This is a genomic window from Paenibacillus camelliae, assembly GCF_023715345.1.
GTDB classification, from domain to species: domain Bacteria; phylum Bacillota; class Bacilli; order Paenibacillales; family Paenibacillaceae; genus Pristimantibacillus; species Pristimantibacillus camelliae.
This window is the reverse complement of record NZ_JAMBNY010000005.1, coordinates 82,008-106,923: the sequence shown is the minus strand read 5'-3', so window position 1 is coordinate 106,923 and position 24,916 is coordinate 82,008. Positions and strand designations below refer to the sequence as shown.

Below are 24,916 nucleotides of genomic sequence, written 5' to 3'. Positions count from 1 at the left end.
GCGCACCGCAGTTTTCGGTTGAACCCCATATTCGACGTTGAATAAGCTACAACGCAATTCTTCGTCATCAAAGTCGGACTTTTTAACCTACCTCTAAATGCGGACTTCGCCGCCTATGATTACTGACTGTATTGCAAACTCCCCATCAAGCAGCAATAGGTCCGCACGTTTGCCTACAGCAATGCTTCCATACTGCTGATCCAGCCCAATCACCTTTGCTGGATTCAGGCTCGCGATTCGGCTCGCTTCAACGACTGAGATTCCTAATTCACGAATTAAGAATTGAAAGCCTCGGATCATCGTTAACGTGCTGCCAGCTAAGCTGCCGCCCTCCTTTAACCGAGCAATATTGTCTGTTACGACAACAGGCAGCTCTCCAAGCATATACTCACCGTCCGGCATGCCAGCTGCGGACATCGCATCCGTTACGAGCACGATCCCGTCAACACCCTTTGCTAACAGCATAAGTTGAACCGCAACAGGATGCACATGCTCACCATCGGCAATAATTTCAGCGGTAATGCCCGGTGTCGTTAATACCGCACCTACTGTTCCAGGCTCACGGTGATGCAGGCCACGCATCGCATTAAACGTGTGAACAGCATGAGTTAAACCACTCTTCACTGCTTCTTGTACATCCGCATAGTGCGCATCCGTGTGACCTAGTGCAGCAACGATACCTGCTTCCGTCAACGCTTTAATATAGGCAGGTGCACCATTGATCTCTGGTGCCAATGTTTGCATTTTTATGATACCTGGATAATCCTTAACCCATGCTTCCAGCCATGGCAGCTGAGGCTCGATCATGTAGCTTTCGTTCTGTGCGCCCTTCCATTTCGGATTGACGAAAGGCCCTTCCAGATGAACGCCGACTAACTGAGCATACGGCATAGGTCGTTGCTGATACTGCTGAACCGCGTCAATCACAGCTGTTAGATGCTCATTAGCACCAGTTACCGTAGTAGCCAGCATCGCCGTCGTTCCGTTTTCCATATGGAAGCGTGTTATCGTATCAAGCTCTTCCTGCTTAGCAGTCATGAAGTCCTCGCCCGCTCCACCGTGAACATGTATGTCGATAAAGCCAGGAACGAGATACGCTCCGGCTCCATCAAGTTTAACTGTATCCTCCGGCAGCTCTGGGAGTTGATCCTCAGCTGAGCCTATCGCAATAATACAATCGTTCTGTACAACTACCCACCCAAGCTCTAGCACTGATTGCTCTTGAACGACTCGTACATTGTGTATGATGGTATGTGTCATGGGAGTAAGCTACCTGCTGCTTCATCAACGAGTACAACAAGATTTGGGTGAGTTTGCAGCAGCGAAGCTGGGCATTGTGTCGTAACTGGTCCTGTAAGCGCACGTTTCACGATTTCTGCTTTGTCTGCGCCCTTTACGACGAGCATAAGCATCTTAGCTTTTAGAATCGTACCTACGCCCATTGTAATCGCTTGGCTAGGAACCTCTTCTGTTTCCGTGAAGAAGCGTGCATTGGCTTGCTTCGTTTCTTCAGCAAGGTTAACGACATGTGTGCTGCTGGACAGCTCATCTTCTGGCTCATTGAATCCAATGTGACCGTTATGCCCTAGACCAAGCAGTTGAATATCAATTCGCCCTGCTGCTTCGATGCGCTCGTCATATTGACGGCATTCTTCTTCAAGCTGATCAGCTAAGCCAAAAGGAATATTTGTACGCTCAGCCGCGATATCGACATGATTGAACAAATTCTCTTTCATATAATGGCTGTAGCTTTGGTGGTGATCTGGTGAAAGACCAACATATTCATCCAGATTAAACGTCGTTACGCGGCTAAAGCTAACAAGCCCTTCATTATAATCCTTCACAAGCTCTTTATAAATGCCTATCGGCGTTCCACCTGTTGCTAATCCAAGCACCGCGGAAGGGTTTACCTGTACTGTAGAAGTAATAATACGAGCAGCAGCCTCATTAAGCTTTGCTTCAGAGTTAAACTTTAAAATATTCATGTCAATCTCCTCTCTTTTGTTTCACAAATCGTTTTACGTTTTGATACGAGCGTTCTAGACGTGGAACATACGTATCGAAGTACTCACTTACTAATCCAACAAATAAGATGTCTACTAAATGCAGTTGTGCCATTCTTGAAGCCATATCCCCGCGTCTCATCCCTGCTTCTGAGGATGATATAAATAGACTGATGTCCGCTATACTCGCTAATGTGCTTGCACCATGCTTCGTGACCGATATGGTTGTCGCTCCTTGCTCGGCTGCACTGCTAAGAGCGCTGATCGTTTCAATCGTTTCTCCCGAATAAGAGAAGCCGATCGCTACGTCACCTGGCATAAGAGATGCAGCAGAGGTTTGCTGCATATGCGGATCAGAAAATACAGCTGTTGATTTACCGATACGAATTAGCTTCTGATAGAAGTCATTCGCGACCACACCAGAGGTTGCAGTTCCATATAAATCGATGCGGTTCGCATGATGAAGTACATCTATCGTCTCTCTTAGCTTACCATAATCTAGAAGCTTTGTAGTATCAGATACAGATCGAAGGTGATTTGCCGTAATCGCAGCGACAATATGATCAAGAGATTGACCCGCTACAATATCCTGATAGGTACTGCCAGCAGGCTCCTCGACAAGCTCCATCGCCAGCCTCATCTTAAACTCACTAAAATTGTCCACCTGAAATGCTCTACAAAATCTTGAAATCGTAGCTGTGCTGCTCCCTGAGAGCCTTGCCAGCTCCGTAATTGTTAAATGTACCGCTTCTCTTGGATGCTGAAGAATATATTCTGCGAGCTTTCTCTCTTGAGGTGTTAAGCTACCAACACTATCTTTCATCGCTTGCATTAAACTCAAGTAGGCATCCTCCTTAGCGAGTTGCAGCGTCATCCATAAAGAATTGTCCTGCTGCTCCTAAAACTCCAATCTCTTTACCAAGCTCCGTTCTTCGAATCGTAACCTCTTTATACATGCTTGGCAAGCAGCGCTCCTCGACTATGCGCTTCGTCTCTTCATATAATCGATGCTCGGCGCTCATCACTCCACCACCAAAAATAATTTGTGATGGGTTAAATAAATGTATTAATGAAACTATTCCGTTGCCGAGATAAAAGGCAGCCTCGTCTATAATAGCACATGCCGCTTCGTCACCCCGATGTGCGGCATCCAGCACGGCTTTACTTGTCCAAGCATCGCCTTGCTCTGTTAGAGCTAACCGCTCATTCGCAATACGCGCAATTGCAGTACCAGAGCAATAATTTTCTAAACATCCTACGTTACCGCAGGAGCATGGCTCACCCTTGAGATCTATGGATATATGTCCGAATTCTCCTGCACTGTCTGAAGCACCCTTCACCAGTCGGCCCTCGCTCACAATTCCTGCGCCAATACCTGTGCTGACAGTAACATAGATTAAATCATTGATTTCTTTTTCTGTTCCCCATACATATTCGGCAACTGCAGCCAAATTAGCATCATTGCCTAGCTTAACAGGCACCTGGAAGCTTTGCTCAAGCTCTGTGCCAACATCAACATGATCCCATCCCAAATTGGATGCATATACAATCACCTTGCGAGCGGAGTCAATAACACCTGCTGTCGCAATGCCTATCCCAATCAGCTGTCCATCACTCGGCAGACTTTTTAATAAGGATGAAACGGATTCGCGAATCCGTTTCATCATATGATCAGAGCCAGTCTCGGGCATGGAGGGAAATTCGATTTTATCGAGTATGCTGCCTTTGGAATCGATAAGTGCTACAAGCGTTTTCGTACCTCCAATATCAATACCGACTGCACATGAATTCGTACTTTGTGTAGATATCACGGGCTGCAACCTCCTCTATAGGAAAATTATTTTCATAATTAGTTTACCAATTTAGATAATTATTTTCAACTCCGACTATTATCATTCCATATTTTCTACATTTGCATGCTATAATAGATAAAGATCTATAAAAGAATCGAGATGACAAAACAATATGTTCACTATGGCTATGTCCTATTTTCAAAAGCAATTTACAGGGAAAACAATGAATGCGAAGCAAATTTTTTCATTGATTATCCCTATTTTTATAGATTCAGCGTTCATCGTTCTAATCAGCATATTAAACACTGCCATGATCAGCTCTTCTGGTGTGGCGGCTGTCAGTGCGGTTAGTGTCGTTGACTCGCTGAATATTTTTATTGTCAGTGTATTTATTGCGATTGCAACAGGCGGTACTGTCATTGTTGCGCAATATTTTGGCGGCAGAAATCCGGAGCAGGCATCAAGAGCCGCATCACAAGCTATCTCGGCCATTGCTGTCATATCTATTTCCTTATGTATACTTATTATTTTGTTTCATTCTCAGCTGCTGCAGCTGCTGTTCGGCAGCGCTGATGCTGACGTGCTTGCAAACGCGAAGCTGTTTTTAATTGGCAGCAGTATTTCTTATCCGTTTTTTGCAATTTATCAATCGATCGTTGGTGTTTTGCGTGGTGTGTCTGAGACGAAGGCTTGTCTATTTCTATCTGTCATATTGAATTTAACATACTTTGTCTTGAATATCTTATTCATTACGGTGATGGATCTCGGCGTGCTGGGCCTTGCTATCTCATATATAGTCTCCCGTGTTCTTGGTGCCTCGATTGCAGTCTTTTACCTATTCAAAATGTGCCACACCTTAAACGTTAAGCTCAAGGATGTATTCAAGCCCCAATTAGCTTTGCTAAAAAAGATTATGTTTATTGGTTTGCCCTTTGCGGCGGAGCAGCTGTTCTTTAATGGTGGGAAGCTGCTTACACAAACGTTTATTGTCCAGCTTGGTACACTGTCTATTACAGTCAATGCGATCAGTAATTCTCTTTCTCTACTGTTTCAGGTTGGCGGCAGTACGTTAAGCGTAGCTATCGTCACTGTTGTTGGGCAGTGCATAGGACGTCGAGAGATTGATGACGCTCGTAAATTTATTCGTTCCTTCTTATGGATGTCGTGTGCTTTCTTCGTTGTGATTACAGCTGTCTTGCTCGCGATATTCCCTTCGCTAGTCGGACTATATAATCCACCTAGTGAGATTGTGCCTGATATATTCCAGCTCATTATTATAATTTCGGTTGCACAGCCGCTCTTCTGGTCGCTCAGCTTCATTCTGCCTTCGGCTATGCGTGCAGCTGGTGATTCAACCTTTATCTCCATCGTTTCATTGCTTACGATGTGGCTGTTCCGCGTCATTCTTGGTTATATTCTTGGCATTACATTGCAGTTTGGTCTCGTTGGTGTATGGATAGCGATGGTCGCTGAATGGGGAATTCGTGGGGCTGTGTTCTACATGCGCTTCAGAGGAGATAAGTGGTATCGGCATAAGCTTGTATAATGAAGCTTAGCTGTCAAAATAATATTAATCTGTGGATAGACAAATATAGAAACAATGCAAACAGTAAGATAAATAACCAACCGCTTACCTTTTTATTATTTTGGTATTCATGTATTCCCGTTACCAACATCGTTAAGCCTAAAGATAGAGTCATGTATGCTTGATATTCATAATCACCTGTTATTAATGAATATCCGGCTATTGCTATTGTAACTATTGAAAATAGAACCCGCAAAAATATTAACAAGGCTTATCTACCTCCTTGCACTAAACTTAACTTTGTTATTCTCATACTTCAGGCTGCAAGCTTTCAACCCTGAGCCTTGTTTCAACTTTAAGGAGGCATCTCCTCATCACGAATAAAAGATGAGGAGATGCCTCCTTGTTCATGAATGCTTACCTAGTGATATTGAAGCTATATTGACCAATCGGAATGCTGTTGCTCGAAATGTTACTTACATTACTTTACATTACTTGACTTTACATCACTAGCAGCCTCATAGCGCAATGCCAGGCCTGAAACTCTCCTCACAGCTGTACTGGCAGCTTTCCTTGAAACGGGATGCTGCCAACTAAAGCAAGGCTTAATGCTTGCAGCATCTGAGGTCTATTTTCATAGGCACATATATAGGTATCGCTGCTACTTAATAGTGAGCGATCATAAGGATTGCGCAGCGATATAAAAATGACTTTCGCCTTCTGCTGCTCAGACAGCTTAGACAGCAGCTGTACAATATGAACTTGACCTGATGAGGATGAGGCATTATACATGCCCATCACGATCTGACCAAAGCGCTCTTGCTTCAGCATATGCTCTACCTGTTCGAGCTCCTCTTGTGTCGGTTCTGTACCGATAACGAGCTCGACAGTAGACAGCCCGAGCTGATTAAGCTGCTTGCCTAGCGTTAGCTCCTGCTCGATTACCTCGTCAACCTGAGTAGACTCTCGCACCTCAGGCCATAGAACAAGCGTCTGCTCCGTTCTATCAAGCGGCAAATACTCCGCTTGATCCTGAACAAGTGTTACAGCCTGTTCCATCATACGCTGGCAGCGCTCGATCGACTCTGCTGCACCGATCGGGAGGAAATCGCTACTAGCCTTAGCCTGCTGCAGCTTATGCTGCTGCCTCTGCTTCATGCTCAGCATACGCTTAACGGATTCATTTAGACGCTCCTCGCTAATCTCACCTGCAAGCACTGCTTGCTCCAGCGCAGCATAAGCCTCAAGCTGTCGATCCAATCGATGGCTTACTAATATGAGGTCTGCTCCTGCCTTGAATGCTTCGACTGCTCCCTCTCCTACGCCTACACCTTCAGATATTGCCTTCATCTCTAAGCAATCTGTTACAATAACGCCTTCAAATCCAAGTTCCTCACGCAGCAGCTCTGTTAATACACGATGCGATAGCGTAGCTGGCTTACCACCAGGCTCTAAAGCTGGAAATTGAACATGTGCAGTCATAATTAGCTCGACTCCAGCTGCAACGGCAGCTTTGAAAGGGACAAGCTCGATTCGATGGAGCCGATCAAGCGAGTGCATGACAGCAGGCAGCTCCTCATGAGAATCAGCCGTCGTGTCACCATGACCAGGAAAATGCTTGGCACAGGCTGCTACACCCATCTCCTGATAGCCGTCTATCATCGACACACCGAGCTCGGCAACCTGCTCTGGCTGCTCGCCAAAGGATCGTATGCCGATGACAGGGTTAAGCGGATTATTGTTCACATCGAGCACAGGTGCAAAATTGATCGTTATGCCGAGCTGGGCAAGCTCCATGCCGGATATCTTTCCTGCATCATAGGTATACTTCGCACTCCCCGCTGCACCTAGCGTCATCTGACCGGGCATAACGGTAACGTCACGGTCAATCCGAGCGACCATTCCGCCCTCTTGATCGATCGCAATAGACAAAGGTATACTGTTCCATCGTGCAGACTGCTGCTGCAGCTCCTGAGACAACGCAATAATCTGCTCGCTATGTGATACATTACGCCTGAAATAAATGATATTGCCCAGCCTATAATCCCGCAGCAAGTCCTGTACATGCGGCGGCACATGATGTCCGTCAAAGCCAAACATAAAGATTTGGCCTAGCTTCTGCCTTAGCGTTAATTCACTCAGCTCACCATACATCAATCATCCCACACTCCCATTCTGCTCGCGATATTCCGAAGGGAGCATCCCCACTCTCTTCTGGAACACTTTATTAAAATATCTTCGCTCCGTATAACCAACAGACTTCGCTACATCGGAGATGCTCTTCTTCGTGATAGAAAGCAGCGATTTCGCTCGTTCAATGCGAGCCTGAGTTACAAATTCAATGAACGTCATGCCATATTGCTGCTTAAATATGGTGCTAAAGTAGCTCACACTAATGTTTAAATATTGCGCAACCTCCTCAGCAGCAATATCCTCTGACAAATGCGATTCGATAAAGTCCTTGGCAACATGAATCGATACCTGCGGACGCTTATTGGAATGCTCAGAAAAGGCCTTCTCGACCATATGAGTGATCAATAGCGTCAGCTCTCTCAGCTTACTTGTCGCGTTTAATTGTCGCCATACCTGCTTTTCCGTTGCAGATTGAATCGCCTCATAGCGGCGAAGCTCTCTGAGCATATAGACGATAATCGAATGAATGAGCATCTCCAGCTGCTGCAGCGATTGCATGGTGCGTACACGCAGCAGCTCATTCATACGCTTCAATGAGCTTCTAGCAGCAGCCTGATCCAGATGCTTAATGGCTGCAATGCATTGATCGGCACAGTGCCATATGTGCTGCTCATTGCTTTGGCGGGTGTCCTCTAGTTCCCTCACGATCACATATGGTTGATGTGCAAACGAAAGCTCCTTGCACATCGTATTCCATACAAGATATAGCTCCTCCGCCGTCATTGCTCGTTCATAGGCTGCGATCGCAAGCTCCTCTCTGCCATCCAGCGAACGGACAATTTGCTTCATCATCTGCTCTAGCTGACTACCATTCATATGCGGCAGCTTCCCTGCTAGCACTAAAGCCCAAAACCGATCTGCTACATGCAGCAGGTGCACTTGAGAATCAGCAGCATACGCTGCCATGCCTTCCTTCACACTGGCAAGCTGATCGCTTAATAGACTGTGCGATTGCTCGGCTTGTGGAAGCTCTAGCACAAACAGCGCTAGCCTGTTATCCGACAGCACAAGTCTATCAGTTGCCCCGGATTGTCCATCTCTATGAAAGCCACGGATATATTCAAGCAATGCTTTCTCATAGGCTATATGCTTCATGCGATGCTGCGTCTCTTCGGCAAATTGATTTTGCTGCAGCTTGTCACGAATGTGCTGCGCTGTTTTCTCAAACAGCTGTATAAGTGCGTCATAATCAATTGGCTTTAGCACATAATCCATTACCTGATACCGCAGTACAGAACGCGCATATTCAAATTCCTGATAGCCAGTGAGCATAATAACCTCTGCCTCTTGGTCAATCTGTCGCAGCTCCTGCAGAAACTCAATACCATCCATTACAGGCATTCTTATATCACAGAAAATGAGCTGGGGATGATGAGCGTAAATAAGCTCCAACGCCTGCACTCCATTTTTGGCCGTTCCGACAACTTCCACCCGTTGTTCATCCCATGGCAGCACCTGCTGCAAATTGCGTATAATATTGATCTCATCATCAATCAATATCGCCTTTAGTTTCACGAGCATCCCCATCCTTTCTTCTTGGTATTGTCATCTGAATAATGGTGCCAGAGTTTGGCGCGCTGCAAATCATGAGTCCGTAGGGCTTGCCATAACGCAATCGTATACGATCGGCCACATTTCTGACGCCGATACCTCTACGCTCGCCTCGCTCAGGCGAATTATCAAAGCTGACTTGATGCTCTGACAAATACGTGAACTTCTCCAATTGAGCTTGCGGTATACCTAATCCGTTATCCTCTATTCTAAAATATATATGCTGCTCGTCAGCCGTAACAGCAATGCGAATCAAGCCTAAATATTCAATCCCTTCGAAGCCATGCTGTATACAATTTTCTACAAGCGGCTGAAGCGACAGCTTCAACGTTAGCTCATGCTGCAGGGCATCAGACACGACAATCTCGTAATCGAACAGCTCCTCGAACCGATATTTTTGTATATCGAGATAGCTGCGAACGTGAGCAAGCTCCTGCTCAATCGTGATTTCCTCCTGCTGCTGAATGCTGATTCGCAAAATATTGCCTAGCTTCGAGACCATCTGACTTACTTTCTTTCCTTGGTTCTGAATGGCGAGTATATTGATGGACTCCAGCGTATTAAACAAAAAGTGTGGCTTAATCTGCGCCTGTAGTGCTGTCATCTCGGCAGCCCGCTTCCGCTCATGCTGCTCCTGCAGCTCGGTAATTAGCTGCTCCAGTCGATAGATAAGACGATTCGTTCCTCGCGTGAGCAGACCGATTTCATCGTTGCCGCGAACCTCAACCCGTGCTTGCAAATTACCCAGCTCCACCTCACGCATCACCTTAACAGAATCTATAATTGCCATCGTAATCCGACGGGCAAAATATATAATAAAGACGCAGGCAAGCAGCATGCACAAGCCAATAAGAGATGACACAGCAACAGCTATCCATCTAATTTCTCCAGCAATGACACTCCAAGGTGTGACGGCAATTAAACGCCAGCCTTCATAATTATCAAATGCTGTAACAGATACAATCGAGTCTACACCTTGAAAATCTGTGCGCAGGCTTGCATTACGCTCACCCGCATTCACTTCTAGCTCAGACATTAGCTCGCCTAGCTGTCTCTGCTCCAGCAGACCGTTGCTGTCGTACATAATGAGCCCATCCGCATTTACGATCATATACTTCGTAAACTCTTGCTTATAGCGGAAGTATCTAAAGATCGCCTCTAAATCTGAATTGCGAATTTGTACGAGTAATATCCCTTTGTTGTCTAAGGTATCAATATCCTTTACAACTCTTGCAAGCGTAAAGACCTGATCGTTGCCTGTTAGCTCTGTATGCTCATAAGGCCCTATCCATAGCGGAAGGCCATCCCGCTTGATGACCTCTTGATAGATCGGCAGCTCGATAAATTGCTCAAATGTGAGCGGGGCAAAGCTAGCCTTAGAGAACAGCTTATGCACGTTCTGCTGCTGCAGCGTATACATAAAGGCATAGCTTACAGAAGGATGATTGACAAGCAGCTCTCTAAAATTGCGCTGAATCGCATTCAGCTCTAAGTAATTGATTTGATCGAGCTCAGTGCTCTGCAAATTGTTCAACGCCTCCTGAATAGCACGGCTCGCGATGGTGCTGTCCGTTACGTTATTCATATCGTTAAACACTTGATCGACGCTGAGCAGCAAGGCGCGCAGCGTCAGCTCCGTAGCTTCGGAATAGCCAAGTGCAGTGCGATTCGAGATATACTCATAGGAGATCGTACCTAGCACGAGCAGCGGCAATATAATTAAGCCTACAAAAGCCATGACCAGCTTTTTTTGCAGAGACATACAGCTTCACAATCCCTTCCCTTAGCCCTTCACGCTGCCAGCTGTAACACCCTCTATAATTTTTTCCTGCAGGAAAGCATATAGAATAAGCACCGGTGTCACGCTGTATACAATACCTGTGCTAATGAGCGCATAGTTCGTCTGGAACGCATCACGGAAGCCAACCATCCCCGTTGGTAGCGTTTTCAACTCATCCTTGCTAATAAAGAAATTCGCTAGCAAATACTCATTCCAGGAGCCGAGAAAATTGACAATAAATACGGTAACGAGCGCCGGCAAAGTTAACGGCAGTATAATTTTATAGAATAATCGAAACGCACCCATACCGTCGACGATTGCCGCTTCTTCCAGCTCGCCTGGAATAGATTTCATAAATGCTGCGATAAGCAATACACTTACAGGCAAGGCGCCTGCTGTATACGGGAGAAACAGCGCCCAGTGCGTGTTCAGAATTCCCATATTCATCACGAGAATATACTGTGCAATAAACAGCACATTTCCCGGAATAAGCATGCCGATCAGTACGAATTGATAGATCACTTTACTGACCTTCATAAACCTCATCCGTGTTAATGCATACGCTGTAGCCGCTGATAGCAGAACACCTGTAAACGCTGACGTCGTTGCCAAATATATACTATTAAAAAAGTATACATTAATTTTCGCCTTCACCCAAGCATCGATGTAGTTTTGAAAATAAAAACTAGTAGGAAAAGCAAAGGGGCGCTCCGCAATCTCGATATTGCTTTCCTTTAATGAAGAAAACAATACAAACACAAACGGAAACATAACGACCGCCACGTAGATAAGTAGGATCATATGTGGTGATATTCGTTTTAATATTGTCATGGCCGTCTCACTCCTTCGTTCTTCCAAATGTTCCTTGATAGATTGCAGTTAGCAGTAACGCAAAGGCAAAGATGACTAGTGAGATTGAAGTGCCCAGCCCATAGTTCGGATTGACACCCATCGCTTCATTGACCAAATAGGAAGCCATAACCTCGGTTGCTCCAACCGGCCCGCCTTGCGTCATAACGAGTACGATATCGACCACACGCATCGCTCCTGCAATCGATAGCATCACAACGACAGAGATAATGGGCTTTATAAGCGGTACGGTTAAGTACCATGCACGCTGTATGCCTGAAGCGCCATCAATCTCCGCAGCTTCATTCATTTCCTTAGGCAGCGCTAATATGGCAGCAAGCACAAGCACGATATAAAAGCCCATCCACTGCCACGCATTGACGACAAGTACAGCAGGCAGCGCCCAAGCAGAATCAGCCAGCCAATAAATCGTATCTACTCCAAAAAGGGAGAGCAGCTTATTTACAGGACCGATGTTCGGATGAAGGACAAAGCCCCACAATATCCCGATAACTGAGGTCGATAATATCGAAGGGATGAACACCATTGTTTTGTATAGACGCTGCAGCCTCCGAACATTAGCTATTAATATCGCAAAGAATATAATGAGTGGTACTTGAACCACCACCGCAAAGGCAATGAACAGCATATTGTTGCCAATCGCGTGTATAAAATCAGAATCGCGGAATATCGCGATAAAATTATCAAAGCCAATAAACTTGTATTGCGATAAGCCGTTCCAATCCGTAAATGCATAAAAGGATGAGGTAACCATCGGATAAATAAAAAACAAGCAATACAGTACTAATGTCGGTACAACCATAATTAGATAAATCCAAGGATTGCGCAGCGTTTGCTTCATCTGTCTTCCCTCATTTCTTATTAAAATAGGGGAGGCTGCCTAGCATCGGCGACTCTCCCCCATTCAAAAGCTATTATTCCTCGCTCGCTTTATCCTGCACTGCCTGCATCTTGTCGCCGACTGACTGTGGTGTTTCTCTGCCAGCAATCAGCTTCAAAATTAGATCCTCGGATTCCTTGTAGACAGAGGATGGTACGGTGGAGTCAAAGTGAGAGAATGCGCCGCCAGATTCACTCATAATCGTAATGACCTTCTTAACGATTTTATCCTCCACTTGATTCATGGCATCACTAGACAGCTTAATGGAAGGCAGAATTCCATCCTCCAGCAAGCCTCTTAGCTGCATTTCATCACTGTACAGATTTTTGATAAAGGCTTTAATCGCAACAAGCTCCTGCTCCGTTAGATCTGAAGAAAAGCCGTAGCCATTACTGTAGTTACCATTAACGAAGGTTTGATCGCCAATGCCGCCATCAACCGCTGGCATCGTGAAGAAGCCGACCTTATTTGTTAATGCGCCTGCTTGAGCCTCATCACTAAATACTGAGGATCTCCAGCTTCCATCGAACATCATCCCTGCTTTGCCTGTGACAAACTCATTTAGCATATCCGCATATTCGAAGCCAAGCTCACCCTTGGTGAAATAGCCTTTTTCTACCCATTCCCCGTACTTTTCGAAGGCAGCCACTACTTCAGGGGAATTCCATGTCGCATCACCTGAGGCTAGCCCAGCGATGGAGTCAGGTCCTGCATAGCGACCAATTAGTGTATTGACGAGCATTAACGGCACCCATGCTCCTTTAGAGCCCATTGCAAAGGCTGTGTAGCCATTGTCTGTAAGCGTTTGCGCAGCATGCTCAAGTTCATCCCAAGTTTTTGGTTCAGTTAAGCCAAGTGAAGCGAACAGCTCTTCGTTATAGTAGAAGCCTTCTGTATTACCACCGATCGGAAGACCGTAAACCTTACCATCTAAAATAAATTGATCCAGATTCAAAAACTTATCACTGAGCCCAAGCTCTTCAATGATTGGAGTCAAATCAAGCAAACGACCCGCTGCACCATATTTTAGTGCATCGCCTTCACCGCCAAACAAATCAAAAATTTTCGGCGGGTTGCCTGCAGCCATCTCTGCTGGTAGCTTCGTAAAGCGGTTGACGCTATCCTCTACGCCTTCAAGCTCAAAGGTTAAGCCTGGTACTTCTGCTTCCGTCATAGCAACGACATCATCCAGTATCGCTTTACGGAATTTTTGTGCTTCTCCGATCTGGATGTGACGAAGTGAGACGGAGAATGGTTCTGCTGGTTGCTCTGTGTTTTCAGCTGTGGGCGTTGGTGAAGGTGTACTCGTGCTGTTCGTTCCCTCGGTTGCTGAGTTTCCATTGCTACCATTGTTCCCATTGCTTCCGTTGTTTCCACTACATGCTGTTAGCACGGTAGTTAATACAAGAACTAGCATTACGACTGTCATTAACGTTTTCTTCATAACTTGACCCCCTCATAATAATGGATTGTATCATGATCATTACTAATCCCTTCTTACAGCTAGATTATAGCAACGAATATAGAATGATATAAGAACGATATTTTTTAGGTTACGGGGGAATTTTCTTTGATTTGTTTGCTGCAAACATGGTGTTGGGCAAAGGAGCTATTGTAAGCCCGCTACAAACATAGTGTTGAAGGTAGAGTCGCTCTTTGAAGGTCGCTGCAAACATAGTGCTGGCAAAGGTGCTATTGTTGGCCCGCTACAAACATAGTGTTGGCAAAGGAGCTATTGTAAGCCCGCTACAAACATAGTGTTGTTTCAATTGCTGTTGTCCTCTGATTTCTTGAATTAGTATCAATGTCGAAATCAGAGGACAAAGGCAACCGCTGCGCTTTTACACAATCACTATGTTCTCCGCTCAAGCATGGATGCAATCTGGCAAAGTTGTAATTCAACACTAAGTTTTCCGCTTAGTCATGGGTGCTCTGTGGCAAGGTGTACTTTCAACACTATGTTTTCCGCTCTGCATGGATGCACTTTGGCTTGGTTGTCTTTCAACACGATGTTTTCAGCAGCTTGGTTGGCGGGGTGTTTGTAGGTATGAACTGTGGTTTAGTAGTGAAGAGATTGGCTTGAAGCATGATAAGTTTACTTAGGTTATAGTTCGGCTGCAAACATAGTGTTGGGCAAAGGAGCTCTTGTTGGCCCGCTACAAACATAGTGTTGGCAAAGGAGCTATTGTAAGCACGCTACAAACATAGTGTTGTTTCAATTGCTGTTGTTCACGGATTTCTTAATATACTTCTAAGGTAGAAATCCGTGAACAAAGGCAACCGCTGGCGCTTTTACACAATCACTATGTTCTCCGCTCGGTCATGGATGTACCCTGCATGTCTGTAGTTCAACACTATGTTTTTCGCTTAGTCATGGGTGCACTTTGGTTTGGCTGTCTTTCAACACTATGTTTGCAACAGATTGGTTGGGGGTGGACAATAAAAAGAGCAAATGCCTGACTGAGTTAGCCGTGGAATTTGCTCTTATCTCTTACTTATTTATATGCGAGTGATGTCCATTGTTGGTTGCTTACGCCGCTACCTTCGCTTATCTAGTTGCTCTTCAGGGGCAACTATTTCTTTTGTCGTTTGTTCACTTCAATTGTAATGAACTCCGGTAAGTAGTTAGGGGTGCAGCCTTTTGATACCATTTCATTTTTGTAAAGTCCTGTTTTCTCACCAAGCTCAATACAACGTGCACGATGCTCTTCATCATAGATGCCTATCCAGCCTGCAACAAAATTCATTGCCCATTGAACTTCCGGTTCTTCCTGCGCAATATTAGCTTCAATTGCTGATAGTAATTCTTTGGTATTATCTGGCGGTGTTTGTCCAGTCCATCTCAAGCGCGCTTGATAATACCAGAAAATTCTTCTTTGAAGTGCTGACGGGCTATTCTCCCATGATTCCATCAATGCAATTGTCTTTTTGTCTTTGGTAAGCTGATTAGCCATCAACCAATCCATTAAGTTATTTCGCTCATCAAAGGTGTGAATTTGCATATCCTGATCAAGCTTATCGAGCACATCTTGTGAAAGAAGTTTCTTATCCATAATTAGGATTGCTAATAGTCTTGGCATAAACTGTTCGGTGGACCAAAGCTCCATCGCTAGCTCATGATCTTTTTTAATGTCCTTTGCGATTTTTCGTATGTCGCCTAGCTTCGTTTTACTATCGATCTGAGACAGGATGTTTTCCGCTTTTGAAGAGCGTTCTATTGTTGTAGCTTTATGTTCATTCATGTTATACAACTCCTTCCTAGCAAAGATTCTTTCATTGCCTTACATAATTATCTCGTTTCTCGTTTAACGGCCAATATATCGGCATCTGCGCCGATATCACCGCGAAGCTTCTTTCTTGCTTCTACCGGTGTTCTTGCTAATATTGTTGCAACCTTTTGTTCACCTTTAACTTCATATGTTACGAGGAAGCATTGTTCACCGCATCTCATTTTATCTCTTCCTATCCCTCGATATACTGGGCGTGCAGCTCTTCAGCTATGCTCAGCATTTTAGCGTAAATGATTTCATGCGAAACAAACACGTAGATGTCTCCATCATAATATCGAAATGGAATTTGTGTTTCTCCAACCTGCCACATAAAAAACTCGCCTTCGATGGTCATCACTGTGCCATTTTGCCGAACAGAATATTGCTGCGTATATAAGAAATCATGTTGCTCTGCAAAAAAAGCTTTGCATTCTTCAAGAGATATCGCATTTTCCACATGATTTTCGTGTAGCTTTCTTGTAATTCGAAATCTTGTATTATTCATTATTTAACCCCATTTTTTAACCTTAGTGTACTTTTTGCTGCATATAACAAATTATATTATAGCATAGCAGATAATTTTATCCTGTCTAATGCCTCATTCAAAAAATGAATAGACATCCACTCCAACACGAAATATGATTAGACTAACCTTATCCTACAAGTGAAAAATAACTTTAAGGAGACCTTTATGATCCTAGTCCTTATGCTTTTGAGTTATTTAATCGGTTCTATTCCATTTGCCCTGATTGTCGGTAAGAAACTGTTTAATATTGATGTGCGTCAATACGGCAGTGGGAATTTGGGAGCAACCAATACATTACGAATTTTGGGTAAACGAGCAGGAATCGCCGTTATGATCGGAGATATTGCAAAAGGTGCTTTAGCAACCTCATTAGTCTATGTATTCGGATATGACATTCACCCCATCTACATCGGTATATTTGCTATTGTTGGTCATTGCTTCCCAATATTTGCTGGATTTAGAGGCGGGAAGGCGATGGCGACTACTGCGGGAGTTTTTATCGTTATTAATCCGTTAATGTGCTTAGTTGGCATCGTTTCTTTTTTTGGACTTATCTTTATTACCAAATACGTCGTCTTCGGTTCATTAGGCGGAGGTTTATCTATTTTTATTTATTCTTTATTCACTGACGATGTCACCCTTATGGTGATTACAGGCTGTTTATTTCCTTTTCTTCTGTTTTTGCATAGATCGAACATTAGGAATCTCTTAAATGGAATCGAGCCTAAAACAAATGATAAACGATTGAAAAGTGAGCGAATTTATAGGAAGAAGTAACATCTAAGTAGCTGCTACAAACAAAGTGATGTTCCCATTGCTGTTGTCCTTTCAAAAAAGTATGCTACAGGGGAGAAATTAGAGGACATAGCATTTGCTTTCGATGTATAGAGGGAGCAGAAAAAACCGCTTATGCCATGGCTGTAATAGACCTGGGATAAGCGGTTTTTGTTATTTAGATGAAAGCTATTAATCCGTGTAAGAGGTACAATCTCTTTCAAGGTCTCAGTTCAATTCTGACATCCTCACTATTAGTTAGTACCTAGCGACGATCATTTTCTTTCTTGTATAGAACTCTACGCCGTCTTTTCCGTTTGCATGCAGATCACCGTAGAAGGATTTCTTGTAGCCTGAGAATGGGAAGAATGCCATGGGCGCAGGTACGCCGACATTAATGCCTAGCATGCCCGCATCGATATGGTCACGGTAATGACGAATCGCTTTTGCGCTATTCGTATACAGTACACCACCATTTGCGAATTCAGATTGATTAGCTAGTGCGATTGCTTCATCCAGCGTGTCTACTCTCACGATTGACAGCACCGGTGCGAAAACCTCATCACGCCATATCTTCATTTCGCTCGTTACATGATCAAAGATGGTTGGACCAACAAAATAGCCTTTATCCAAGCTTTTAGCTCCTTCTCTTCCGTCCAGCAGCAATGACGCTCCTTCCTCCACTGCCCCATCGATGTAGCTAATGGTGCGCTCCTTATGGCTTTGTCGGATGACAGGACCTAAGAAATAATCTCCCTCGCTACCATCTCCAATTGATAGCTCCTTCGCCGTTGCTACGAGCCTATCAATTAATGACTCGGCGACTTCCCCAACTGCAACGACAACCGAGGTCGCCATGCAGCGCTCACCTGCCGAGCCGAAGGAGGCATTGATAATTTCCTTCACCGTCAGCTCAAGATCCGCATCAGGCAGCACGATGGAATGGTTTTTAGCACCAGCTAGTGCCTGTACTCTCTTGCCATGGGCTGCTGCTGTTTTATACACATATTCCGCAACTGGCTGTGAGCCTACAAAGGATATCGCACTAACATCTTCATGCTCCAGCAATTCATTAACGACATCATGTGAGCCATGCACGACATTGAATACGCCAGCTGGAAGTCCTGCCTGCTCTAGCAGCTCAGCAAGTCTGCATGCCAAGATCGGTGTTCTCTCTGACGGCTTCAGTACAAATGTGTTGCCACAGGCAATCGCAAGAGGGAACATCCAGCATGGTACCATCATTGGGAAGTTAAATGGCGCTATCCCGCCAACAACACCGATTGGATAGCGATACATCCCTGACTCCAGACCTGTTGCTATGTCAGGCAGCACGCTGCCCATCATCAGCGTTGGAGCTCCAGTCGCAAATTCTACACATTCAATCCCACGCTGTACTTCACCATATGCCTCACTGTAGCTTTTACCGTTTTCAATCGTAATGAGCTTCGCCAGCTCCTCCCAATGCTCAACGAGCAGCTGCTGGTACTTAAATAATATTTTTACCCTTTTCGGAACCGCTGTATTTTTCCACGATGGAAATGCTGCCTTAGCTGCTTGTATCGCCTGCTTTACCTCCACTCTTGTCGAGTGCGGCACGGATGCGATCACAGCACCTGTTGCGGGATTGGGCACGTCTTCTCTGTTTTCACTGCTTGATGCTATCCATTTGCCTCCGATATAGTTCTCGATTTGCTTTACTGACATCACTTTTGCTCCTCTCCGATTGAATCAATTAGAGACCTCTGCTTACTTAACTAATGCTCTCCGCTGGCTTTCGTTTCTCTTCCGTTTACTTTAGTACTTCTCCTTGATCCCCATGCTGCTTGATCAGCTCTGTAATTTGGTCAAAGGTAGGCATCGCATCAGAGCAGCTATGGCTCGCTACGACGATGGATGCTGCAGCTGCCCCCCATTGCTGACAGGTCGGGATAGACACTCCATTCATTAATCCATATATAAATGCCCCCGCGTACGAATCTCCCGCACCGAACGTCTTTACGACGTTAGCAGGATAGATGCGTCCCGTATATTGCTCGCCCTGTGACGTATAGACGACCGAGCCATCCCCGCCGTGCTTAATAACGACAAGTGCTGCGCCTTTATCCAGCCAACGATGGGCAATTTGCTCGTCGGACGCTTCACGACCAAGCATGAGCTCCATAAGCATAAATTCGTCACGACCACCGAAGATCACATCGCTTTTTTCAGCAATTAAACTCGCGTAGATCCCCGCTTCTTCCTTCGAGCTCCATGTATAGCCGCGGTAATCAATATCAAACATCACGACAACGCCGTTCTGCTTTGCAAGCTCGACAGCTTTAAGCGCAGCCTCGCGAGAAGGGCTTTTCGCTAGCGCTGTTCCCGAGATAAGCAGTGCCTTCGCTGATGAGATATACGCCTCGTTAATATCACCTGGCTCCAGCTTAAGATCGGCAACGTTATCGCGATACATAAGGATGCTGCAATCGGTTGGCGATTTAATTTCTGTAAAGGCGAGCCCCGTTACAGAGCCAGAGCGGTCAACGATTACATTTGACGTATCGATGGCATGCTGCTCGAGATAATGCTTAATAAATCTTCCATGCTGATCATCCGAGATTCGACCGATAAAGCCTGACTTTAAGCCTAGCTTGGCAGCAGCGATCGTAATATTCGCTGGAGAACCGCCAACGTATTTGGTAAAGGTAACGGTATCCTCCATCGGACGATGAATCTCATTCGCATTCAAATCTATACATAGCCGTCCTAACGCAATAAAATCCAGTGGTTTCGAAGCATTAAACTGAAGCATCTATTGATCCTCCTTTTGTTTTGTTGCTTGCCACGATTCAAAGATCCATTCATGGTCCTTATCGTTATAGAACTTCCACGTCCGGACAGGTCCAGCCATGACATTCAAGTAATAGCTCTCATAGCCGGGAGGCGCTCCGACCGGATGATAGCCCTTCGGAACGAGCACTACATCGTTGTTCTGCACGACAATCGTCTCATCAAGTGAGCGGTCATCGGTATATACTCGTTGGATGGCAAAGCCGTGCTCAGGTAATAGCTTGTGATAGTAGGTCTCTTCCAGCAATGATTGATTAGGAAGATCAAGCTCATCATGACGATGCGGCGGGTAGCTCGACCAATGCCCATCTGGCGTAAATACTTCAACTACGAGCAAGCTGTCTGCTTCCTTAGATTCAGGCAATATATTGTGAATCAGTCGCTCGGTATTGCCTTGCCCACGCAGCTCAACACCGACGTCCTCTGGTGTAATCAATCGAGCTTCATAGCTGCCACGGCCGGGCGCTTTGCAAAAAGCAAGCTCGGCCTCTGTTTCAGCAATGACCTCTATGTGATCTTGCGCAGGTACATATACGGTATAGGGCGGGATCTTCTCGAATACGCTCATACGCTTGCCAATGCTGCTCCAAGCTGCATCATTCGTTTTTACGGAAACGATCCCTGACAGTACAACAACAGCAACCTCATTGCTCTCAGTAAGCTGCTCCAGCTTCTGAGCTGCACGCAGCTTAATAACCTCAAAGCCCACGTACTTCCAGCCTGCCGATTCAGGCGTAACCTGAACGCTTAGACCCGTCTCTTCGTTAAGCTGAGATGGAACTCTTAACTTACTCATTCTGATATACCCCCTTTGCTTTTTTTTGAACTTACCCTTCCAATAAAGGTTCAATATTTCGGCTTTCAGGACCAAGAAGCTGGACCGCTAGTAGAAAACAAGTAGCGCAGCGTACGCTATTGGTACGTGAGCAACGCAGTTTTCGCTAGCGTTTCAGATTCGACGTCGACTATGCTACAGCGCAGAGCGTCGTCATCAAAGTCGGAATATTGAACTTACCTCTAATTGATTTCGTTCATGTGTATGACTTTTCCCTGTAGCAATGACTCCCTCGCCGCATAAGCGATACGCTCCGCCTCATAGCCGTCAACAACGGTGACAGGAGATGGAGCTCCGTTCATTATGCTTTGTATAAATTGTTCTACCTCGACCTCGTAGGATTCAATGTATCGATCAAGGAAAAAGTATTTCGGATGATCCGTTTCGATTGATTGCTCCGTACTAATTTTCACCGTTGTGGGCACATCGTTCTCTACACTGATGCTTCCCTTTTCCCCTAATACCTCGACACGCTGATCGTACCCGTAGGCTGCTTTGCGGCTATTGTCGATAACACCAAGCGCACCATTGGCAAAGCGCAGTGTAATAATGGCTGTATCAATATCACCAAGCTCTCCAATGCTCGGATCTACGAGCACTGCACCTTCAGCAAATACCGTCTCTACCTCACTGCCGCTTATATAACGTGCCATATCAAAATCATGAATGCTCATATCCATAAACATACCGCCAGATGCCTCAATATAGCTCGCAGGGGGAGGTGCTGGATCGCGTGAAGTAATTTTAATGATGTGCGGCTGTCCAATTTTGTTATTATCCATGAGCTGTCTTACTTTATAGAAATTATGATCAAAGCGACGATTGAAGCCTACCTGAAAGATGATGCCAGACTGCTGTACAAGCTCTAGCAGCTGCTTCGTATCTTGATAGTGAAAGCTGATTGGCTTCTCGCAAAAAATATGCTTGTTATGTGCAACGGCTGCCTTAATAATGTCGATATGTGTATTCGTTGGCGAGCATATAAAAATCGCTTTAACTCGCTCGTCCTGAATGAGCTCCATATAATTGTCCGTAACGATCGATAGGTTAAACGGTTCGCTCCACTTTAAAAGCTCCTTTGTAACCTGCACATCCGACACACCAATTAATTCAATGTTGCTGTGCTTTTTCATATGCTCGGCATGCAGCCTTCCAATTCTTCCTACGCCAACAATTCCAATTCCAATCTTCGTTGTCATACAACGACCTCACTTTGCCTCAGTGTCAATTGCTTTGATTGTTAACTGGGTATCTTCTATGCTGTCGTTAGTCCGATTGCTTTCAAATACGTCAGCGCTTGACGTGCGTATATAACCGGATCGGCTATCCCGGGGTCCTGCTCTGCTTCAATAATGATCCAGCCTTCATAGCCACGATCAAGCAATTGCTGAATGATAGGAGCAAAATCGATGCAGCCGTCACCCGGTACGGTGAATACACCATTCTGTACACCAGTTCTAAAGCGCAAACCTGACTGGATTAGCTCCGTCAGCTGGGCTTGGCGAATATCCTTCAGATGGATATAAGCAATCCGATCGTAATAACGGTTAAGCAGCTCGAGCGGATCGTAGCCGCCGTAATAGGCATGCCCAGTGTCGTACAACAGATGAACAAGCTCGGGATTGGTCGATGCCATAAGTCGATCGATCTGCTCTGGCTTTTCAATAACCGTTTCCCCGTGGTAGTGATAGATGAGCTTCATTCCCTTATCCTTGCAATATTGTCCAGCCTGATGCAGCCCATCGATAAGTGAAGCCCACTGCTCCTCAGACAACTCCTCGATGCTAACTTTGTTTTTCGTTAAGTCCTCGAACGTGTTGCCGCTCTCACAGGTTACGACATGCTTGCAGCCCATCTCCGCTAAAAAATCAACACGCTGCTTATACTTCTCAAGCTCATCGTCTTTTCTCGCTGGGTCGCTAAAATGTACCGAATTCCATTGCGAGCTCATTACCATGTTGTACTGTGCCAACAGCGCCTTAAGCGAGGCCGCATCTCTCGGAAATTTGCGACAAAACTCCGTACCAGCAAAGCCTAGCTGACTCATGTCTGACAGCACCTGCTCCGCGGTATAATGATCGCCTAACGATAAAATATCTTCATTGACCCAGTTAATTGCTGAAATTCCCAATGATATCGTCATATGAACCTCCCATTACAATGGTTTAATGTACTCCTGTGCTCCTTGCTAAGACTAGATGTGCTCTCAAAGTTGCTTGATGCGCTTCACATTGTCGGTATAGCTTTTATATGCGGATTGGACGGACGGCTGTGTGGACACCTCTGCAACGCCAACCTGCCACCACGATTGATAGCCTGATGTATTCGTGCCTGGCAATACTGGTATCGAAATAAGTGTTGTCTTCGTATGCTGTTTCGCCTGAGCTAATGCTTCTCTCAGCTCTTCCTTCGTCGTTGCCGTGTAGGCATGCGCTCCCATGCTTCTTGCGTGTGCTGCAAAGTCTATGGCTAGATACGCTCCATCAAGCTGACCATTATCTGCTCTTGCTCTAAATTCATTACCGAAGCTACCGCTCCCCTGCTCTCTCTGCAAGTTATGAATGCATTGATAACCGTGATTATCGAGCAGTAGAATTGTAATTTTCTTCTGTTCCTGCAAGCTGGTCAGCAGCTCAGAATGCAGCATTAAGTAGCTCCCATCCCCTACGAGTGCATAAACCTCCTGATCTGGCTGAGCGAGCTTCACACCGAAGGCACCGCTAACCTCATAGCCCATACAGGAAAAGCCATACTCCATGTGGTACGTTTTAGGCAATGTCGTTCTCCACATTCGGTGCAGATCACCAGGCATGCTACCCGCTGCACAGACAACAATCGCATCTTCGTCAATAAAACGATTAATCTCGCCCAGCACACTCGTCTGCACAAGTCCCGCTTCCGATTCAGCATCGTATAATCGATTAACCTCTGCATCCCAGGCCTGCTTTAAATGCTGCAGCCTCTCTGGTGCATGAGAGGAACGATAGGAAATCGCTTTCAATTCGGTTAGCAGCTGATCTAGAGCAAGCTTTGCATCCGCGATAATTCGATCACCGCTTGTTTTGTACGCATCGAGACTTGATACATTCACATTTAGAAATTTTACATTGGGATTCTTGAAGGCTGTTTTAGATGCTGTAGAAAAATCAGACAATCTTGTTCCGACTGCAATGATGAGATCTGCTTCTGCTGCGAGGAGGTTAGCTGGCTCCGTCCCTGTTACTCCAACACCGCCAAAGGACATGGGATGTAGCCAAGAGATTGCGCTCTTACCAGCCTGTGTCTCAGTGACTGGAATGTGACATTGCTCAGCTAGCTGTTGTAGTTCGGCAAGTGCACCCGAGTAATGAACGCCGCCGCCAGCAATAATGAGCGGATGCTTTGCTTCTGCTATAAGCTCTACTGCATCCTTGATCGCTGCTGGTGATGGCATTTGCCTCTCAATGCGGTGAACTCGCTTTTCGAAGAATGAAGCAGGGTAATCGTAGGCTTCACATTGCACATCCTGAGGGAGACTAAGTGTGACAGCACCCGTTTCTGCTGGATCAACTAGCACGCGCATTGCATGCAGAGCCGATGGTATGAGCTGCTCAGGTCTGCTGATTCGATCCCAAAACTTACTCACCGGTTTAAAGGCATCATTCGCGGATATCGTATAATCCATCGGGTATTCAATCTGCTGAAGTACAGGGTCCGGCAAACGACTAGCAAATATATCGCCAGGTAGCAGGAGGAGCGGAATCCGATTCACCGTAGCAACACCTGCTGCGGTAACCATATTTAATGCCCCGGGACCAATAGACGACGTGCAAGCGTAGGTTGCCAATCGGTTCTTCTGCTTGGCGAAGGCAATCGCTGCATGAGCCATGCCTTGCTCGTTCTTCCCCTGAATAAATGGTAGTCCTTCACGATTCTGCTCAAGCGCTTGACCAATTCCTGTTACGTTTCCATGCCCAAAAATACCGATAATGCCCTGAAAAAACTTGTGTTCGACTCCGTCAAGCTCAACATATTGCTGATCTAAAAACTGGATTAATGCCTGTGCCATCGTCAATCGTACCGTTTCCAATCGTAGCACCTCACAT

The 24,916-nt window shown here is 45.5% G+C and carries 22 protein-coding genes; 2 read left to right on the top strand and 20 right to left on the bottom strand.

Annotated features, from left to right (window positions below; all coding sequences use genetic code 11):
• Positions 1–93: 93 nt before the first annotated feature.
• The 4 genes from nagA to M3180_RS11210 are packed head-to-tail and all read right to left on the bottom strand — an operon-like array spanning position 94 to position 3,814.
• Positions 94–1,260, bottom strand: coding sequence for an N-acetylglucosamine-6-phosphate deacetylase (gene nagA, locus M3180_RS11225; protein WP_251667554.1), 1,167 nt, complete (start codon positions 1,258–1,260; stop codon positions 94–96).
• On the bottom strand, positions 1,257–1,985 hold the full coding sequence (gene nagB / locus M3180_RS11220) for a glucosamine-6-phosphate deaminase (protein WP_251667553.1): 729 nt from the start codon (positions 1,983–1,985) through the stop codon (positions 1,257–1,259). Before nagB ends, nagA begins: the two co-directional genes overlap by 4 nt.
• A gap of 1 nt (position 1,986) precedes the next feature.
• Positions 1,987–2,835 carry a MurR/RpiR family transcriptional regulator gene (locus tag M3180_RS11215; RefSeq protein WP_251667680.1) on the bottom strand — a complete coding sequence of 283 codons (849 nt, stop codon included), beginning with the start codon at positions 2,833–2,835 and terminating at the stop codon, positions 1,987–1,989.
• 22 nt (positions 2,836–2,857) lie between these two features.
• Entirely contained in the window at positions 2,858–3,814 is a 957-nt protein-coding gene (locus tag M3180_RS11210) for an ROK family protein (RefSeq protein WP_251667552.1), read from the bottom strand.
• Positions 3,815–3,983: 169 nt separating this feature from the next.
• Here M3180_RS11210 and M3180_RS11205 point away from each other — a divergent pair, with 169 nt between their 5' ends.
• Positions 3,984–5,342 (top strand): MATE family efflux transporter, encoded by a 1,359-nt coding sequence (locus M3180_RS11205; protein WP_251667551.1) that lies wholly within the window; start codon positions 3,984–3,986, stop codon positions 5,340–5,342.
• Between the two features lie 13 nt (positions 5,343–5,355).
• Here the strand turns inward: M3180_RS11205 and M3180_RS11200 are convergent, their stop codons facing one another.
• The 10 genes from M3180_RS11200 to M3180_RS11155 form a co-directional block, all read right to left on the bottom strand.
• The gene (locus tag M3180_RS11200; RefSeq protein ID WP_285855705.1) at positions 5,356–5,496 is read right to left on the bottom strand and encodes a DUF3953 domain-containing protein; all 141 of its coding nucleotides are present in this window, start codon (positions 5,494–5,496) and stop codon (positions 5,356–5,358) included.
• A 374-nt stretch (positions 5,497–5,870) separates the two neighbouring features.
• A complete protein-coding gene (nagZ, locus tag M3180_RS11195) occupies positions 5,871–7,475 on the bottom strand; it encodes a beta-N-acetylhexosaminidase (protein ID WP_251667550.1) in 1,605 nt (534 codons plus the stop codon).
• 3 nt (positions 7,476–7,478) lie between these two features.
• A complete protein-coding gene (locus tag M3180_RS11190; RefSeq protein ID WP_251667549.1) occupies positions 7,479–9,029 on the bottom strand; it encodes a response regulator in 1,551 nt (516 codons plus the stop codon).
• Positions 9,004–10,827 carry a cache domain-containing sensor histidine kinase gene (locus tag M3180_RS11185; RefSeq protein WP_251667548.1) on the bottom strand — a complete coding sequence of 608 codons (1,824 nt, stop codon included), beginning with the start codon at positions 10,825–10,827 and terminating at the stop codon, positions 9,004–9,006. Before M3180_RS11185 ends, M3180_RS11190 begins: the two co-directional genes overlap by 26 nt.
• 21 nt (positions 10,828–10,848) lie before the next feature.
• A complete protein-coding gene (locus M3180_RS11180) occupies positions 10,849–11,676 on the bottom strand; it encodes a carbohydrate ABC transporter permease (RefSeq protein ID WP_251667547.1) in 828 nt (275 codons plus the stop codon).
• Positions 11,677–11,683: 7 nt separating this feature from the next.
• Complete coding sequence (locus M3180_RS11175; RefSeq protein WP_251667546.1) at positions 11,684–12,556, bottom strand: carbohydrate ABC transporter permease; 873 nt, start codon at positions 12,554–12,556, stop codon at positions 11,684–11,686.
• Between the two features lie 73 nt (positions 12,557–12,629).
• A complete protein-coding gene (locus tag M3180_RS11170) occupies positions 12,630–14,039 on the bottom strand; it encodes an extracellular solute-binding protein (RefSeq protein WP_251667545.1) in 1,410 nt (469 codons plus the stop codon).
• Positions 14,040–15,168: 1,129 nt separating this feature from the next.
• The gene (locus M3180_RS11165) at positions 15,169–15,837 is read right to left on the bottom strand and encodes a DNA alkylation repair protein (RefSeq protein ID WP_251667544.1); all 669 of its coding nucleotides are present in this window, start codon (positions 15,835–15,837) and stop codon (positions 15,169–15,171) included.
• A 47-nt stretch (positions 15,838–15,884) separates the two neighbouring features.
• The gene (locus M3180_RS11160; protein ID WP_251667543.1) at positions 15,885–16,046 is read right to left on the bottom strand and encodes a hypothetical protein; all 162 of its coding nucleotides are present in this window, start codon (positions 16,044–16,046) and stop codon (positions 15,885–15,887) included.
• A gap of 11 nt (positions 16,047–16,057) precedes the next feature.
• Positions 16,058–16,369 carry a hypothetical protein gene (locus M3180_RS11155; protein ID WP_251667542.1) on the bottom strand — a complete coding sequence of 104 codons (312 nt, stop codon included), beginning with the start codon at positions 16,367–16,369 and terminating at the stop codon, positions 16,058–16,060.
• 186 nt (positions 16,370–16,555) lie between these two features.
• On the opposite strand from M3180_RS11155, the gene plsY reads away from it, so the two are divergent.
• Positions 16,556–17,167 carry a glycerol-3-phosphate 1-O-acyltransferase PlsY gene (gene plsY, locus M3180_RS11150; RefSeq protein WP_251667541.1) on the top strand — a complete coding sequence of 204 codons (612 nt, stop codon included), beginning with the start codon at positions 16,556–16,558 and terminating at the stop codon, positions 17,165–17,167.
• 255 nt (positions 17,168–17,422) lie between these two features.
• On the opposite strand, the gene M3180_RS11145 is transcribed toward plsY, so the two are convergent.
• The 6 genes from M3180_RS11145 to iolD all read right to left on the bottom strand — a co-directional run bounded on the left by M3180_RS11145 (position 17,423) and on the right by iolD (position 24,900).
• A complete protein-coding gene (locus M3180_RS11145) occupies positions 17,423–18,871 on the bottom strand; it encodes a CoA-acylating methylmalonate-semialdehyde dehydrogenase (RefSeq protein WP_285855691.1) in 1,449 nt (482 codons plus the stop codon).
• An 85-nt stretch (positions 18,872–18,956) separates the two neighbouring features.
• A complete protein-coding gene (gene iolC, locus M3180_RS11140; protein WP_251667539.1) occupies positions 18,957–19,958 on the bottom strand; it encodes a 5-dehydro-2-deoxygluconokinase in 1,002 nt (333 codons plus the stop codon).
• Positions 19,959–20,792 (bottom strand): 5-deoxy-glucuronate isomerase, encoded by an 834-nt coding sequence (iolB, locus tag M3180_RS11135; RefSeq protein WP_251667538.1) that lies wholly within the window; start codon positions 20,790–20,792, stop codon positions 19,959–19,961.
• A gap of 221 nt (positions 20,793–21,013) precedes the next feature.
• Positions 21,014–22,030: an inositol 2-dehydrogenase gene (gene iolG / locus M3180_RS11130; protein ID WP_251667537.1), complete on the bottom strand. Its 1,017-nt coding sequence runs from the start codon at positions 22,028–22,030 to the stop codon at positions 21,014–21,016.
• A gap of 56 nt (positions 22,031–22,086) precedes the next feature.
• On the bottom strand, positions 22,087–22,974 hold the full coding sequence (gene iolE / locus M3180_RS11125; RefSeq protein ID WP_251667536.1) for a myo-inosose-2 dehydratase: 888 nt from the start codon (positions 22,972–22,974) through the stop codon (positions 22,087–22,089).
• A 63-nt stretch (positions 22,975–23,037) separates the two neighbouring features.
• A complete protein-coding gene (gene iolD / locus M3180_RS11120; RefSeq protein WP_251667535.1) occupies positions 23,038–24,900 on the bottom strand; it encodes a 3D-(3,5/4)-trihydroxycyclohexane-1,2-dione acylhydrolase (decyclizing) in 1,863 nt (620 codons plus the stop codon).
• Between the last annotated feature and the right edge of the window lie 16 nt (positions 24,901–24,916).